We start from the raw sequence: 17841 nt of genomic DNA on the forward strand, positions 1-17841 counted from the left end.
TTATACACCTTCTTTTTTAAAAATCTTTGTCCAGACTAAATAGCAAACCAGCATTCCTGCAGAAAAAATCAATGATAAATAAAACACAGTTGGTGAATAGGTCAATTCCAGCTCGTGGCTGCCTTTAGAAAGCGGGACACCTAAAAACTCACCAAGTTTTACACTATCGACTTGCTTCCCATCAACTTTTATTTTCCAATTGTCATCATATGGAATCGATAAAAATAATACTTTATTATCTTTTACTTCAATATTTCCGGTAATCTTCGTATTGGTAAAATCAGCAATCTGAAAAGTGCTTTGGTTTATTTCTTCAATACGTTTTCCCAATAAAGTATAATTTAATGTATAAAATTCAGGTTGAGTTACGGATTGAGTATCGTCGGAAAACTCAAACCTGACTGTTATTTCCTGCTTTTCAAATGTACCAAGGTCGACGAAATTTAAAAAATCCATTTTTGCCGATTCCAATTTCTTTCCTTCTAAAGATACAGAGTATAATTGCCCAAAGTTTTTATAGTCTTCATCATTTAACTGTAAATAAATTTGCATTAAATCTTTTATATTTAGCTTATATTCGATAAAAGCCTGATTCTTTGGGTTTATCTTAGTAAAAATCTTTGTTTTCGGATCGAAACTCAGATTATTCGCATCAACCAGTTCAGCAGAATATTTTGAGTAATAGGAAGAATGCCCATTATAACTGCCTATTAAGGAATTTTGTTTTTCCATCCAATTTAGTTGATTGCCCAATGATGTGAATTGTTCCTCGTTTACCATAAATCCTAAAGGCAAACTATAATTATTTCGATAGGCTTTAACTTTCCCCTCCTCAAATACCTTTGTATAGATTCGTTCATCTTTTGGATTAAGACTTATTTTATAGCGGAATCCAAACATTACATCAGAGACAAAGATTCCACTTCTCATATTAACCGCTCTGGTATGGGCGGTATAGCCTAGTGAACTTAAAAAATCATTTAGTCTTCCATTCCCGGTTGAGGAATATATGTTCATGCCATTATAACGATATCTTAAAGATTCATTTTCCGTTGAAATCAACTCTGAATTAACTCTATAAAGTTCCTTATCCGTTTCCGCAATATGATTGATTACATGTTCATATGCGGGATTGTGCGCCTCATCCCACTGATCTGGAGCTGATGCGACAGTGTAATTGCGAAAAATCAAAAATGAATTACTTAATAAATCGACAGCGATAACACAAAGCAATAAAATATTGACCAAACTATTATATTTGAATTGGACATTTGTCATTTTGATAACCAAGATAATAAAAACGGCTGTCAAAATGAAGATATTAACATACATTTCGGTTACTGTAAAAAAGTTAGGATCTAAAATTTTATTTAAAAAACAGATAAAGAGTACATTAAAACCATATATTTTCACTAAATGAGGCAGCATTTTTCTGTCTATTGCAATGAACGATTTTACTGATAAGACTATCACATAAAATGAAATCAAAAATGCAAAACGATAGAAAGCGCCATTAGGAATTTCAAAAAGGTGCCAGATAAAATTCAATAAATTGCTTGCTATGCTTATGAGCAAAAAGCTTAGCAGCACTAAATGAGCCATTCTTTCCTTTAATGAATACTTACTATTTAAAAAATAAAGTGGAACTAAAAGAATGACAATAAGTCCGGCATACAAGCTTAAATTTTGGACTTCAGTTGTTCCAATAAAAAACTTTTGATAGATATCAATCGGGTTGAAACTAAAGCCTCCGAGATTGTGATCAGTACCGCCATAATTGTTATTTTTTATTTGAAGATAGGTTGGCAATAAAATAAACATCGAGAAGCAAACAGCCAAAAAAACGCTCGAAAAGAACAAAGTGAATTTCTTTACGATTTCTCCTTTTGAAAAAGTCCCTAAATAAATGTGTAGGACAAAATATAGAAATATAAAAATTCCTGTGGCATATGAGATATAGAAATTCGAAATGAAAAGGATCGTTAATGTAAATAAAAATAATTTATACCGATTGTTCCTTAAAATTTGATGAACTGAGAAAATTAACAGCGGCAATAAGTAGATACTATCCAGCCACATCGGAAGAAAATAATAGGTAATAGCAAAAGACACCAATGAATAACAAAGAGAAAAACTGAAATTTACCGTTCCTCCCAATCCATAAACTCTTTTCAACATAAAACTTATGGTTAGTGAAGCCAAACCTAATTTAAGCAAATAAATGAAAATAACACCCTGGGGTATAAAATCCCGTGGAAAAAAAACAATCAAAATAGATAATGGACTTGACAGGTAATAACAAAAGGTTGGCCAAAAATTAGTCCCCATCCCATAATTCCAAGCATAGATGATACTCCCCTGCCCATGGAATACATCGTAAAGGTGCGTGTAAAACAAGTTGATCTGATATGGAAGGTCTATGTACCATATCGTATTAGGGCCAAATGGGATAATCTTCAATAAAAAAAATGCAATAAGTACTATTGCAATTGGTGAAAAAAACAACAACAGTGGATAAATCCTTTTCATCTGACAAAGTTCTCCTTTATGAGCCATAAAATATTTTATTTAAATGTAATTTTGAGCATCCTTTCCGTCAATGTCGAAAAATGTAGCAATACATGACCTATTTTATTATAAAAAGTCTTTCCTAAATAGTCAAAAGACGATTAATGCCCCATCCGTTAAGAATGGGGCATTATGTTTATTTATTGATAAAATTATAAAACTCTTGGGCAAAGTAACCAATCTTGGATGCCCATGCTTCATCAGATGCATACTGATGCCAACTATTATCGAACCGCATGTTATCAATTGTTGGTTGATAAAAAGGCAAGACTGTATCGGTATCCCCATCACGGATAACATAATTCTTTCGAATCCATGAAGCTCCCGCAATGATTCCGCCCTCAGGAGTGGTATAATCATATGCTCCTTCTGCAGGCTTTGAATCAATGGCACCAATACCATAAAAATTATATTTGGACTGCACAATTGTTGAAGTGCCCCAGCCAGTTTCAAGACCAGAATGGGCCAATAAATAGACAGCATTTAGGCCGCTTTGCTCTTGGGCGATTAAATAGGCATATCCCATACCTGTCATAACTGACTTTTTGCCCTGCGTCTTATAATCTATAAATCTATTGATTTGATCGGCTGTTACATTCGCCTTCGTATTAAGAGGAGTAAAAATCGTTACTTGGTTCGTAACTGTACCTACTTTATCAAATTCATATTTAATTAAGTTATACCCCTTATTTCCTTCAGCAGTCGTAATAGCTCCCCAAATCCAACCTCTTTGACCTGCTTCCGTCTCAATATAATACCAATCCGAATAAGCGGACCCAGGGGTTGTAACACGTTCCAAGACGCGGACTTTAGCTTTAGCAGCAACAAAACCTATATTAGCGCTCGAATTAGAGGCCTGACTCCTTAGCGTTCTGCCGTCCTTAACTAACCAGAAATCATCCATTAGATTATTTTCTAAGTAGTCTTTATGGACCCAGCCTTCTCTGCCATCCGGCGTGACAATTTTTGCCGCATAGCGGTTTTCCTCTAATAAATACACGAGGTCACCGTAACCTAACTCAAAATATCTGACATAGCTGCTGTTATAGAAGGTTAGATGCTTTGTATAATCGGCTAATTCATCAAAACTTCGATAAACCGGCAGGTTAAATGAAGATACTAACTTAGCATTATTAGCAGTTAGATTCAGGATATCCACTTTTAATTCGGCAGCACCAGTATTTTCATAATACTCAACTTCGATTTCATGGTAGCCGGCACCAAGTGTTACCCTTGTTTCCTTATCATTGAGACCATCGACCCATGCATCGATTTTTACCTGCCCATCAACTTTTACCCTAATCCCGTCATCAGAACGAGTTTTGATTTGGTATACGCCTGTATTGAAGTATGCCTTTTTTACAAATCTCGCTGTAAAACCATCTGCCGGAATTAATCGGTGTGGCTGATTATTGCCCCAATAATAATTAATATTTTGAATTGGGGTTTGCGCCCCATTCCCGCCTAATATCAACGGATTCCCAGAAAAGGTTTTATTAGGATATAAATATCCAATCCATTGATCGGTATTCATGGCTTCATTTAATGGCTGAAGGAAAACTTCCAGCGCACTATTATGGTAACTATCATAATATTGAACCTCTATCCAGTGAATATTCTTTTCATCTGGATTCGAAACGTTCCTGTCCTGAATTGATATTTTGATTGCATCTTCCTGATAATCACCAAGTGTCCATCGATCAAAAACAAGATTTCCGTCAACAAATACCTTTATGCCATCATCCGCTTTGGCACGCAATAAATAATCCCCTGCAGGAAGTCTTTTGGCAGTACGATATTTGGCGGAAAAATTATCCGAAGGGACAATTCCAGGTATAGGGCTTCCCTCACCATTTGATTCAGACAGTGCTTTATATTGCCCTACAGGAGAAATGACTTTTGCACCTGCTGGCGTCCCGGTTAACGTTGTATTTGGGTAATAGTAAGCAACCCATGAATCCAAAGGTAAGATATTTGAATTAATAAATGCTTCCCCTGTATTTTCATAATACCTGGTGATGACTTCGTGATTTCCGGATGGCAGATTCAGAAGAAGAGCCTGATCTAAAGCACCCGAAGAGTCTGACCATCTATCAATTACCGTATTTCCATCGACCTCTACCTTTACGCCATCATCGGCCAAGGTTTGGATGAAATAGTCCCCGCTATTTAGATATTGTGATTGATCAAAATATGCTTCAAATTTATCGGTTAAAAATCCAACAGGGCCTGCTGCACCCCAGTTGTAATTAATCTGATTGGCAGAAGAATAAAAGGCCTGAACAGAGCTAATCTTTTGATAATCAAAGGATAAGAAAGCATCCCCTGTATTTTCCATATATTCTATTACCAGGGTATGTTGGCCGCTAGACAAATACTTAGCCACTTTTTTCATTTCTTTTACATCTTTATTTTGCCAATTATCAAGTATTAATTCATTGTCCACGAACACCTTAACACCATCATCCGATTTAACCTTAAATAAATATGTGCCCGCTTCGAGCTGAACTTTTTTGGTGAATTTCCCTGAGAATCGGTCTGATGGTATAGACTTATCGGGAGAACCGCTTCCCCAATTAAAATCAATTTTTGAGATATTGGCAGCAGAATTAGCTCCACCAATAACGATTGGGTTTCCTGAAAGGGTCATATTTGAATAAAATTCTCCAACCCAGGTATTGTCGATCACCTTTTCAAATGGTTCGAGGAAGAATTCCAAATTGCTTATATGGCCACCTTCATAGTATTCTACCTGAATCCAGTGGACATTTTCTTGACCAGGTTTGGTATCTGTCCTGTCCGCGATTTGAATCTTCGTCGCATCTTCCTGGAAGGTTCCCGGACCCCATCTGTCCAAAACCAATTTTCCATCTACGTAGACACGAACGCCATCATCCGCTTTGGCACGCAAGATGTATTCGCCTGCTGGGATGTGTTTGGCGGTCACATAACGAGCAGAAAATTGGTCGGGCTGAAATCCAGGAACCGGGCCACCTAGTCCATTATCCTCTGATAGCTTTTTCAATTCCCCAACCGGTTCGAGGACCTTTGCAGCCGTTGGCACCCCCGATAAGGTAGTATTTGGATAGTAGTAAGCAAGCCAAGAGTCAAACGGAACCACATCAGAATAGACGGCTGCACCGCCTGTGTCCTCATAGTAATGCGTCTTTACTGTATGCTTGCCTTCTTTCACACCCAGCCAAAGGGCTCGATCAATATCCCCTGAAGAATTACTCCAGCGATTAATGAGCCATTGACCATCCACTTCCACTTTTACGCCGTCATCCGCCAGTGTTTGAACGAAATAGTCCCCGCTGGAATACGTTCCAGATTGATCAAAAACAGCTGTGAAGCGATCAGACGGCAATCCGCTTCCCGGGCTTCCATTGCCCCAGTTATAATGAACGGCCTTCCCTGCTATGGTCGGAATGCTGATAAAGGGTTGATAATTAAAGGATAAACTTGCCAAGCCCGTGTTCTCGTAATACTCAACCGTGATGGTATGAGAACCCTTTTCCAATGTAGCCTTCCCAGTCCTTAGGTCTCCTCCTGCTTCTCTCCAGGAATCTATCACAACCTTATTATCCACCAAAACCCGAACACCATCGTCCGCCCTTGTTTCAAAATGGTACATTCCTGCTTCAAGCTCCACCTTTTTTGTGAACCTTGCCGAAAAGCGGTCCACTGGGAGTGAAGGATGAGGCGAAGATGATTTCCAATCAAAAGAAATATTGGAAAGTTTATTGGCAGAAAGGTTTCCTCCTACAATTACCGGGTTCCCTGAAAGTGTCATATTCGGATAGTATTCTGCAACCCAGGTATTGTCGAATGCCTTTTGGAATGGCTCAAGGAAGAATTCCAGTTTGCTAATATGACCACCTTCATAGTATTCTACCTGAATCCAGTGGACATCCTCTTCTCCCGGTTTAGCATCTTTCCTGTCCTCTACCTGAATCTTAGTTGCATCCTCTTGGAAGGCCGCTGGACTCCATCTGTCCAAAACCAGCTTCCCATCTACATAGACTCGAACACCATCATCCGCTCTTGCACGCAGGATATACTCACCTGCCGGGATGTGCTTGGCAGTAACGTAGCGGGCTGAGAATTCATCGGCTTTAAATCCTGGGACCGGACCATTTAGGCCATTATCCTGATACAGCTTTTTCAGCTCACCAACCGGTTCAAGGACCTTCGCTGCTGTTGGAACTCCCGACAAAGAGGTATTTGGATAGTAGTAAGCCAGCCATGAATCAAACGGGACCACATCGGAAAAGATAGCCGCTCCGCCAGTTTCCTCATAGTAATGAGTTTTGACAGTGTGCTCCCCATCTTTGACACCTAACCAAAGGGCCCGGTCAATATCCCCGGAGGAATTGCTCCAGCGATTGATTAACCATTTTCCATCGACTTCTACTTTTACACCGTCATCCGCTAGTGTTTGTATGAAGTAGTCTCCGCTGGAATAGGTTCCTGACTGGTCAAATAGAGCCAAAAACCGATCCGCCGGCAACCCGCTTCCAGGACTTCCATTGCCCCAGTTATAGTGAACAGTTTTTCCGACTTTAGTTGGGATGGTGGTAAACCGATGATAGTCAAAGGATAGACTAGCCAAGCCAGTGTTCTCGTAGTACTCAACTGTAATCGTATGAGTTCCCTTTTCCAGCTGCGCCTTCCCAGTCCTTAAATCTCCGCCTGCTTCCCTCCAGGAATCAATCACAACCTTGTTGTCTACCAAAACGCGAACGCCATCATCTGCCCTTGCTTCAAACTGATAGAGTCCTTCTTCAAGGTCCACTCTTTTTGTCAATCTGGCAGAAAAGCGGTCCGCGGGCAGTGAAGTGTGCGGCGAGGAAGACTTCCAATCAAATGAAATATTCGGCAATTTGTTTAGAGAATTATTTCCTCCGACGACTACCGGATTCCCTGAAAGAGTCATGTTTGGATAAAATTCCGCCACCCACGTATTGTCGATTGCCTTTTGGAATGGCTCAAGGAAGAATTCCAGTTTGCTAATATGGCCGCCTTCATAGTATTCTACCTGAATCCAGTGGACATCCTCTTCTCCCGGTTTAGCATCTTTCCTGTCCGCTATTTGAATCTTCGTTGCATCCTCTTGGAAGGCCGCCGGACTCCATCTGTCCAAAACCAACTTCCCATCAACATAGACTCGAACACCATCATCCGCTTTGGCACGCAAAATATACTCACCTGCCGGGATGTGCTTGGCCGTAACGTAGCGGGCGGAGAATTGATCGACTTGAAATCCCGGGACGGGACCACTTAGTCCATTATCCTCATAAAGCTTTTTCAGCTCACCAACCGGCTCAAGGACCTTCGCTGCAGTTGGCAATCCCGACAGAGACGTATTCGGATAATAATAAGCCAGCCATGAATCAAATGGTACCACATCGGAAAAAACAGCCGCTTCGCCAGCTTCCTCATAGTAATGGGTTTTGACTGTATGCGCTCCATCTTTTACACCTAACCAAAGAGCCCGGTCAATATTCCCGGCTGAATTACTCCAACGGTCAATCGGCCATTGACCATCCACTTCCACCTTCACACCATCATCAGCCAGTGTTTGAATGAAGTAGTCCCCCCCGGCATAATTGCCAGACTGGTCAAATATGGCCGTAAAACGGTCTGCCGGTATCCCTTTGCCCGGACTGCCGGTTCCCCAATTGTAATGAACAATTTTACTGGCAGGCGGTTTAAAGACTGCTTCTTCCGCTTTTGAATTAGTCGGCATTCCGATGGTAAGATTAAAAGTCAATACCCCAGCACCGAGACATTTTATTAAGTTATGATTCAACTTTTAAACCAACCCCCCTTTTGGATCACTAGCTTAATAGATACAAACAATTGTATCTTAATGCATAATACCATATTTTATGATAGTTTTTGACCCTAATTTATCTTTTCTTTCAAAATGTGACAAAAAACTTATTCTATTAGAAGGATAAAATCTTTCTAAATTAGATATAAAACTATATCCCTGAAAAAATATATCACAATAGTTTCAGTAGCAAAATGTAAATATTTTTCCATGTAGATAAATAAAAAAGCCCCCTTTTATAAAAAGGAGACTTCGCAATTTTTAAATTAATTTTACAAAATGTGACCAGGTTTTCCTAAAAAACGCAAGATACTCTTTAAAGGTTAGATTATACTTCCTTTTAAGCTTTTTCAAGATTGGGGTTAAGGCACGGTCGATATAAATAACAAATAAGAGGAATACATTTAACTGATAAATCTTTGATAAGAAATACATCTCGCTCTTTAACATTTCGGTATCCACAAACAGGTTGTCTTTACCCGTTGTTAGTCCATGGTGATGAACGATTTTTGCTTCGGGTAAATAATAAGCTTTATACCCCGCTTTATACATCTTATGACTAAGGATATCTTCTTCGTAGTATAAAAATGTATGTTCATCAAACCATCCAATTTTCTCGAGCATTTCCCCTCTTGCCATAAAGCAACAGCCAGAAAACTTGTAAACAGGGATAGGGTCATCTTTAATGGAATCCCCAGTTAAATAATAGTCAAGATGATACTGCCTTTTCCGTTTTGCTGAGGCAAAATTGCTTAGTTTTGTATTATACAAAAAATAGTCGCTTGTTGATATTGGTTTTAAAGACGGTAAATTTTGCAATTCCCCTTCGGGTGATAAAATGTAAGGAGCTGCTACCGCAACATCTGGATTTTTTTCTAAAAAGGAACACATACGGTCGACACTTTCCTCTAAAAAAATGACATCATTGTTGGCGATCGTAATGAATTCATGTCCATCTTTGATCGCTTGTCTGATCCCCATGTTATTTCCCCTGGCATATCCCAAATTTTCCGATTGGATGACAATTACATTTTTCCGATCTTTGAATTGTTGTTTAAGATTTTGATAGGAATCATTTAAAGATCCATTATCCACTATATAAATGGTATAATCGTGTTTACAGGTTTCAAAAATGGACTCTACACATCGAATGGTCAATTCCCATGTATTGTAATTCAAAATAATAAAAGCATTCATCTTTTCAACTCCAAAGCAAAGTAAGGTTATTCCTACTATTATAATGCCTTCTTGATTTTATCCCAATAAATTCGATAAAACCTTACCAGGATTTTCGGCGAAATGACCGCAGCAGCCAACAGAATTTTTTTCTTACGATTATAGCTTTCTTTAGATAATAATGCTCTCAATTTTTTGCGGTCAACGTCAATTAAATATTGATAACGATTCTTTTCACTTTGAAAATACTTCTCGATATTGATGTACAACATCAAGCCAGTTAAAAACCATTCAGCATACACTTCATTCGCTATTTCAGGATAGTTTTGAAGATAGAATAAATACATATCCTTTCTCACTTCATATTCGTCCAAACGCTTTTTGGAAAAGGTTTTTCGCATGGTGCTTTTTTCGTTATAACGATAATGATATAATGCCTGTCCGGTATAGAAAATTCTTTTTGCCTCGTTCATGATTCGGTAGGCAAAATCCATATCTTCGAGAATATATCCTTCTTTAAACCAGATACCATTTAATAGTTGCCGTTTATATATTTTATTACACGGACTAAAGGAAAGTCTTTCATTTAAATAAAGCTCATGCATAGCTGCACTGCGATCAAATAACTGGTCGGATGTATTCATGCTGTAAAGGTGACTGTCAGCTTTCCTGTCATACTGGATAAAATTGCACGCCGCTATGTCTGAATCTGTCTCGATTGCTTTTGTGTACAGGACATTGTACATATCATGATCGATCCAATCATCGCTGTCAACAAATCCAAGGTAGTCTCCTTTGGCAGCTTCAATCCCTTTATTTCTCGCAGACGACTGACCACCGTTTTCCTTGTGTATGACGATAATTCGGTTATCCTTCTTCGCATATTCATCACAAACATGCCCACTGTGGTCAGTCGAACCGTCATTCACTAGAATAAGTTCAAAATCGCTAAACTTTTGGCCCAAAATACTTTTTATACAATCATCAATAAAATTTTCTACGTTAAAAACCGGCACGATAATACTAATTTTAGGGTTCATAATTTTTTCTCCATTTAAATCACTTTACACAGAATAATCTTGTTCGAAAGAGCCATAATAAGATTATTTTTCCCATAACATTGTATATTAATTCTGTTATGAATGCACACGTTTCCTATATTCTTTTTTGATTATACGATAAAAGCCTTACCCCAAAATGGAGTAAGGCTGTTTTCATTCAGGCAGCACCTTATTAATTGCCTCTAGCATATTTTTTGCTGTTATATCTGCTGCCAAGCTATGGCTGTCTTGAAGCAATACTGTTTTGCAGCCAGCAGCTTTACCGGCTTTAATATCATTCTCGGCATCGCCTATCATATAAGATTGGCTTAAGTCGATATTGTATTTTTCTGCCGCTTCGAAAAATAGGCCTGGCTTCGGCTTCCGGCACTGACAGACGATTTTATATTCGACTCGCTCCCCCTCAAATCCTTTATCAGGATGATGCGGGCAATAGAAAAGATCGTCAACATACGCTCCTTGTTCACCAAGAAGAGTTTCCATTTTATTATGGATTTCCTGCAGTTCTTCCAGCGACACTTCACCGCGGGCAATAACTGGCTGATTGGTGATCACAATTGCTAGGTACCCGCTATCATTAATGACCTTGATTGCCTCAGCGGCTCCGCCTATCAATTCAAAATCATCGATATTAGTAAGAAAGCCCTTATAAACGTTAATCGTGCCATCGCGATCCAAGAAAATCGCCCGCTGTTTATTAGCAAGGTTCTTTGCCTGAACCTTGCCTGACTCTATATCGTTTGTAACTGCGTAATATCGGTCTGGAGTGCCCATATCTTTTACATATTCAGGTGAGTCATAGGCAAATAAGTTTCCCGTTTTTATCAGAGGCTTTAAGACCTCCCGATCAAGGTCCACCTTTTTTAAATTGGTAAATAACTCAAGTACATGGGGAGACAGCATATGAAGCCCGGCATTTACTCGATTTTTATACCAAAGCCGTTCATCTTCCTTATGCAGCCAGTTCGTGATTTTTGCATTCTGGTCGGCAAAAATAACTCCACTGTCATATGGATGGCTATTGGGATGGGTAAATAACGTGGCATCTCCGCCTTTTTCCTTATGGTACTTAAAAAACCGTTTAATATCGATATCGAAGATAATATCGCCATTTATTAAAAGGAAATCCTCTGTTAATTGATCCTTTAAAAGGTACAAAGCACCCGCTGTGCCCAAAGGCTCATTTTCTTCTACATATGTTATTGTAATGCCAAATCCGGAGCCGTCGCCAAAATAATCCTTGATCACATGTCCCAAATGCCCAATCACGAGAATGATTTCCAAATAGCCTTGGCGCTTAAGGGATTCGATTTGATACTGCAGTATGGGCTTATCCAAAATGGGAATCATTGGCTTCGGAACTTCCGAATTGATCGATGCAATTCTTGTTCCTTTACCGCCTGCCATAATAACGATTTTCATATTTTTATTCCTCATATTCATGTATTGGCATTACTCGCCAAAGAATTCACTTTCCAAAGCCAAACAGATCGTATGGTAAACAGGCAAATGTAGCTCCTGAATTTTATAGGTTTCTTTTTCTGGAACATTGATTAACACATCGGAAAGAGCCTTCAGCTTGCCACCTGTATCTCCAGTTAAGGAAATGACCTTAACACCCTTGGCTTTTGCTACTTCACAAGCATAAATGACATTGCTGGAATTCCCTGAGGTACTAATAGCTAACAGGACATCTCCTGGCTGCCCATACCCATAAACCTGTTGGGCAAAAGCCAAATCCGGAGCCATATCATTTGAATAGGCAGTAATTAAGGATGTTTCACTGACTAAAGAAATCGCAGGCAAGGCTCCTTGAAGATTTTTGCAAATATAGTCTGAATGTTGGCTTACCTGCTTAATTTTTTCCTGTTCTTCATCGCTTAATTTACGCGGAAGCACAAAGGCTTTCATTAATTCCCCAACAATATGAATGGCATCAGCCGCACTGCCGCCATTCCCGCAAGTTAGAAGTTTATTGCCGTTTTTATAGCTTTCAATCAACAGTTGAATACTTTCTGAAACAGCTTCCGAACAGCTTTCAAGAACGGGATAACGTTCCACTAAATTTGTAACAAACATTCTCGTCGATTCTTTCATCGGTCTTTCCTCCGCTCTTCTTTAGGATTTACTTCTATTGGATTTTCCAGCCCAGAGTTCCATCTTTGAAAAATTGTGTCGTGACTATTTTTCCTTCAAAGCGTTCCAAAGCTCTAATGACATCGAGCCTTTTAGCAGGATTGACATAGAACATAAAGAAGCCGCCGCCGCCTGCACCGGAAAGCTTTCCGGCGATTCCGCCTGCATCGATGACCGCATCGTAAATTTCCTCCAGCATCGGGTTGCTGATAACATCCGCTGTAGTCTTCTTGGCAGCCCAACCCTGATTCAGTGCTTCGCCAAATTTTTTAAAATCGCCGACTAATACCGCTTCTTTCATTTGATAGGCGACATTCTTCAACTCAAGTAATGCCCGCAGCTTTTTATCATCATCCTGGACAGCTTTAATTTGCTGATTAATAATGTTGGCCGATTCTCTCGATTTTCCGGTATAGAAAAGAACCAATGAATCCTCGAGCTCATTACGGATCCAGTTTTTGATACGAAGCGGATTGACGATAACCTTATCATTGGCCTCAAACTCGATAAAATTAAATCCACCGAACGTAGCGGCATATTGGTCCTGTTTTCCCCCAGCCAGACCCAAGTCTTTACGCTCAATTTCCCAAGCCAAATGGGCAATATCATATTCACCCAGTGGCAGGTTCAACCATTCGACATAAGCTTTTAATATAGCTACTACCATCGTTGATGAACCGCCCAAACCGCTGCCGACAGATGCTTCATTATACGTTGTCATCTTAAACGCCGATGGAAGCTCCCCATACATCTTCCTGATTCTGCGATACACACCAAGATGCAGCTTTAACGGACTGTCAATTTCTCCAGGTGCCAACTCCTGATCATGATTGATTGATTCCGTTACCTGCATATCTTTCGCTTCAAAGGTAATGGTATCGCCATCTGTCGTTTCAATCGTACAATAAGCAAACATGTTAATCGTTACATTTAATACTACTCCGCCGTATTCATCGCAAAATGGCGATAAATCGGTGCCTCCCCCTGCAAGTCCGAGACGAAGTGGTGCTCTTGAACGGATAATCATATCAAATTTCTCCTATTCTTTAGATTTTTTTCTAAAAAGATTATGTTTAATGGGCTTTGGAAAAGCGTTTAAATATACCAACCAATAATGGGTTTTTAAATAATAAGCAAATGAGTCCATAGGTTACCGCGCCGGCCGCTACTGAAATAAGTACCTGCAAGAACGTTCCCTGAACAAATTGGATGACTCCCCATACGACTCCGGCCATACAAAGGCCAGCGATGAGATATTGATAGACATAACCGAATAATTTCTTCCCCTTAAAATATTCGCGTAAAAAGTATATTTGCAGACTCATGGCCAGAATCTCGGCAACCAACGTTGCAATGGACGCACCGATGACACCATATTTGGGAATGAAGAAAAGATTCAACACGAAATTGGTTATCGCGCTTGCAGTAACCGAGATTACCAATAACCGCTCGCGATTACTCGGCACAAGAATCTGCATTCCTGTCAAATTACTAATACTTGTCAATAAAATAATCGGAGCCAGAATCTGCATCGGAATTAGCGCCGGCAAGTAGGCTTCGCCGCTGAATATGAGGATAATCGGCCGACTTAACAAGGATAACCCGATCACTGCCGGAATCGAGAGAAGCAGAACAAAGTTAAGCGACTTTTTGATTAATTCATCAAACTCTGATTCCCTGTTCTCGTTAAGGTAAAAGGCCAGCCTCGGCAGCAATACGGCTCCAAGCGAGGTGATTAGCATGCCGACAATCTTGATGATTTTTACAGCAGCCGTATACAAACCAACAGCAACATCGCCTTTGATAAATCCCAGCATGACGCTGTCCAGATTGGTATAAATATTGACTGACAGATTTAACGAAAATATAACCAGGATTGGTTTCATATGCTTTTTAAGATCCAGTTTGCTCTTTTCAAACCAATTGATATATTTTCGTGAATTAATAAAGTTTAATATATATGATCCGCTGGAAGCAATGATCGTTATCATGGCATAGTTTACATAATCACCAGAATCTTTTACAAATGTGAACAGTAATATTAATGAAAGAATTTGAAAGGCAATGCTTCTAATCGTAATATAGGTGTACTCCTCAAGAGCACTATACAGCCATTCGACGCCAATTGCAGCAGCAACGATCTGGATGCTGCAAATCAACAATAACATGCGATAGCCACTAAAATGAGGAATCAGCCATAATGCCAGGAATAATAATAAATAGGCTAATATTGAAAAAAATAAATTAATGGTAAACAGTTCTTTTACTAACTTCGTAAGTTGGGATCGATCATTCCGAAGCTTTGCCGCTTCTCTGATCCCATATGTATTGATACCCAATGAGGCAAATAATAAAAAATAGCTGACTACCGATATCGCAAAATTGACCTTTCCAATCCCCGACGGCAGTAACACCCTTGAAGCATACGGGAAAGTAATCAGCGGAAAAATAATCAGCATCAATACTCTTATAAAATTCAGGATAAAATTTACCTTTAAGGATTTCTCTTTTGCCATTGTCGCACCGTGCTTAATCATTAAATTTTATTCCCTGTCAGGACCAGCCTTCAGGAAACAAGTTCATTGGGCTGCCAGATTTCTTACTCGTTCGAGGAACTCTGCCGCAGACTTCTCCATGTTAAATTGCTCTTTAATGAAGCCTTTCATATTTACAGTCAGTTGGTCGATGTCAATTTCGCCATTAATGATTTTATTAATCGCTCTTGCGTACTCCTGTGGTTCGGTACAATGTAAATAATGTAAACCATCTTGGGCAGGGATTCCCTCGATGCCAATTTCATTGGTTAATGTCGGAACACCCGCGGACAAGGTTTCGAGTATTTTCACCTTGATTCCCGCTCCCAACACAAGTGGTGCAGCCGCACAGAGACAGCTGGAAAAATAGGTTGACACGTCATCGACAAAACCCGCAATTTCCACTCGTTCACTTGCATATTTTACTAGGCTTGGATGAGGGTTGCCGCCAATGACGACAAAACGGGCTTCTTTATCAGCGATTTGGTCCAGCACATTTTCGATAAACCAAATAGCGCTTAAATAGTTCTCCGGCCTGCTCATAGCCCCGAAAAAGATGATGTCTTTTGTGGCAGCTTTTCGTTGAACGGCTGTCATATCCATATAATATGGCACGATGACATGCAACTTCTCCCCGTCGAACCCATGCTGCTCCAGCAATTGCCTATCCTTCACATTGTGGGTAACGACAAGATCACAAATATTATGTAAGACATCCAGTTCGCGTTTCTTCATCTTATTGTATTTATACTTTAGCAGTTGTTTCTTTAATGGATGTTTTTCATACTGATATTTTCTTTCATATCCCAAAAACGTAACGTCATGCTCACTGGCAACCATTTTGGCATCGGGATAAATCTTTCTTATTTTAGGAGCCAGCACGACCATTTGGGTCCACTCCAGTAAAATAATATCTGGATAATAGCCGTCTTCTTTCATTTGTTTCATAACGGAAATGACCCGAAACGCTTCGTAATTGGAAACAATATCAGCATACCGATTAAAAGGATTATGTTTAGATTCAAGATCGATTAGCCTGCGAAACAGCTTTTCTTTCACTGAAGGGTTCTTATAGATGAGTGTATGCTCAATTTGATAGGCATCCAGATCGATTTTCCCTTCATCCATTTTATTATAAAAAGAAATCAGTCTTACCTTAAATTCGTCAGATTTATGAAAGTATTTCAAATAATAATTATGTGTTTTTCCACCTGCATGTCCGACCTTATCATAAGGCGCATATGGCGAAACAACTAACATATTTTTCTTCATTCTCAACCTCCAGTGGCCGAATATTCGATTGGCATAATCAACTGATATTATATGCTTTCTTTGATTTATAAGCAACAATCGACATATTTCTTTCACCTTTTTACCAAACAAAAAGGCTGAGCTATGTGATTGGAATCGAATAGCTTAGCCCTTCATATTGTCTTATCGATTTATTTCAAGCTGTTTTGCGATAAATTCCAATAAATCTTCCCTTAATTCTTCCTTTTGAAGGGCGAATTTGATTGTCGTCTCGATAAACCCGAGCTTTTCCCCCACATCATAGCGTTCCCCTTCAAATTCGTAGGCAAAAACACGCTGAATTTGGTTTAGTTTCTGGATGGCATCGGTTAGTTGGATCTCTCCGCCCGCCCCAATTTCTTGCTTTTCTAAAAACATAAATATTTCTGGTGTGAAAATATAACGGCCGATAATAGCTAAATTCGATGGAGCTGTTCCTGATTTTGGCTTTTCGACAAAATTCCGAACTTGATAAGAACGGCCATGCTGTTCAATTGGATCGATGATGCCATAGCGGTTCGTCTCCTCTTCCGGAACCTGCTGAACACCTATGACGGAGGAATGGGTCCGATCGAATTCATTTATTAATTGTTTCAAACATGGTGTCTCCGCTTGAACAATATCATCACCGAGCAAGACGGCAAACGGTTCATTCCCAATAAAATTCCGGGCACACCAAACGGCATGACCGAGCCCTTTTGGTTCTTTTTGTCTTATGTAGTGGATATCAGCCATTCTTGATGGCTCCTGAACCTTTTCCAAAAGGTCAAATTTTTCCTTGTTAAGCAAGGTTTGTTCTAGTTCATAGGCATAATCAAAATGGTCTTCGATCGACCTTTTACCCTTACCGGTCACAATGATAATATCTTCAATTCCCGCTTCGATCGCTTCTTCCACTATATATTGAATCGTCGGTTTATCCACGATGGGCAGCATTTCCTTCGGCATTGCTTTGGTTGCAGGCAAGAAGCGGGTCCCAAGGCCAGCTGCAGGAATGATGGCTTTTTTTACTTTTTTCATGATTATTCATCCTTTCTTCCTATAATCAACTTAGCAAAAGGTGCTTTTCAGCTAATAGATTCTAATACTAACGGAGAATAGAATTACGTTTTTACTAAAATTATTCCATAACAAATTGGAATAAACAAGCATAAACAAAAATGATAAAAATTTTATGGGTCTTTGTTTCGACGAAAAACGGCAACTTTCTTCTAACTTTGTAAAGAAATTGTAAAAATTT

At 39.4% G+C, this 17841-nt stretch carries 10 protein-coding genes; all 10 read right to left on the bottom strand.

Going from position 1 to position 17841, the window contains the following annotated elements; translation table 11 throughout:
• Positions 1-2529 (bottom strand): YfhO family protein, encoded by a 2529-nt coding sequence (locus M3234_RS00860; RefSeq protein ID WP_262302865.1) that lies wholly within the window; start codon positions 2527-2529, stop codon positions 1-3.
• Positions 2530-2704: 175 nt separating this feature from the next.
• Complete coding sequence (locus M3234_RS00865; protein ID WP_262302866.1) at positions 2705-8380, bottom strand: PA14 domain-containing protein; 5676 nt, start codon at positions 8378-8380, stop codon at positions 2705-2707.
• A 285-nt stretch (positions 8381-8665) separates the two neighbouring features.
• Positions 8666-9601: a glycosyltransferase family 2 protein gene (locus M3234_RS00870; RefSeq protein WP_262302867.1), complete on the bottom strand. Its 936-nt coding sequence runs from the start codon at positions 9599-9601 to the stop codon at positions 8666-8668.
• A 38-nt stretch (positions 9602-9639) separates the two neighbouring features.
• Positions 9640-10620, bottom strand: coding sequence for a glycosyltransferase (locus M3234_RS00875; RefSeq protein ID WP_262302868.1), 981 nt, complete (start codon positions 10618-10620; stop codon positions 9640-9642).
• 174 nt (positions 10621-10794) lie between these two features.
• A complete protein-coding gene (gmhB, locus tag M3234_RS00880) occupies positions 10795-12063 on the bottom strand; it encodes a D-glycero-beta-D-manno-heptose 1,7-bisphosphate 7-phosphatase (protein ID WP_262302869.1) in 1269 nt (422 codons plus the stop codon).
• A gap of 30 nt (positions 12064-12093) precedes the next feature.
• Entirely contained in the window at positions 12094-12738 is a 645-nt protein-coding gene (locus tag M3234_RS00885; protein ID WP_262302870.1) for a D-sedoheptulose-7-phosphate isomerase, read from the bottom strand.
• Positions 12739-12772: 34 nt separating this feature from the next.
• Positions 12773-13804 (bottom strand): GHMP family kinase ATP-binding protein, encoded by a 1032-nt coding sequence (locus M3234_RS00890; RefSeq protein ID WP_262302871.1) that lies wholly within the window; start codon positions 13802-13804, stop codon positions 12773-12775.
• Between the two features lie 46 nt (positions 13805-13850).
• Positions 13851-15314, bottom strand: coding sequence for a flippase (locus tag M3234_RS00895; RefSeq protein WP_262302872.1), 1464 nt, complete (start codon positions 15312-15314; stop codon positions 13851-13853).
• A gap of 42 nt (positions 15315-15356) precedes the next feature.
• A complete protein-coding gene (locus M3234_RS00900) occupies positions 15357-16583 on the bottom strand; it encodes a glycosyltransferase family 4 protein (protein ID WP_262302873.1) in 1227 nt (408 codons plus the stop codon).
• Positions 16584-16745: 162 nt separating this feature from the next.
• Positions 16746-17621 (bottom strand): UTP--glucose-1-phosphate uridylyltransferase GalU, encoded by an 876-nt coding sequence (gene galU / locus M3234_RS00905; RefSeq protein ID WP_262302874.1) that lies wholly within the window; start codon positions 17619-17621, stop codon positions 16746-16748.
• Positions 17622-17841: the final 220 nt, after the last annotated feature.

Source organism: Neobacillus niacini (assembly GCF_023715785.1).
Classification (GTDB): domain Bacteria; phylum Bacillota; class Bacilli; order Bacillales; family Cytobacillaceae; genus Neobacillus; species Neobacillus niacini_E.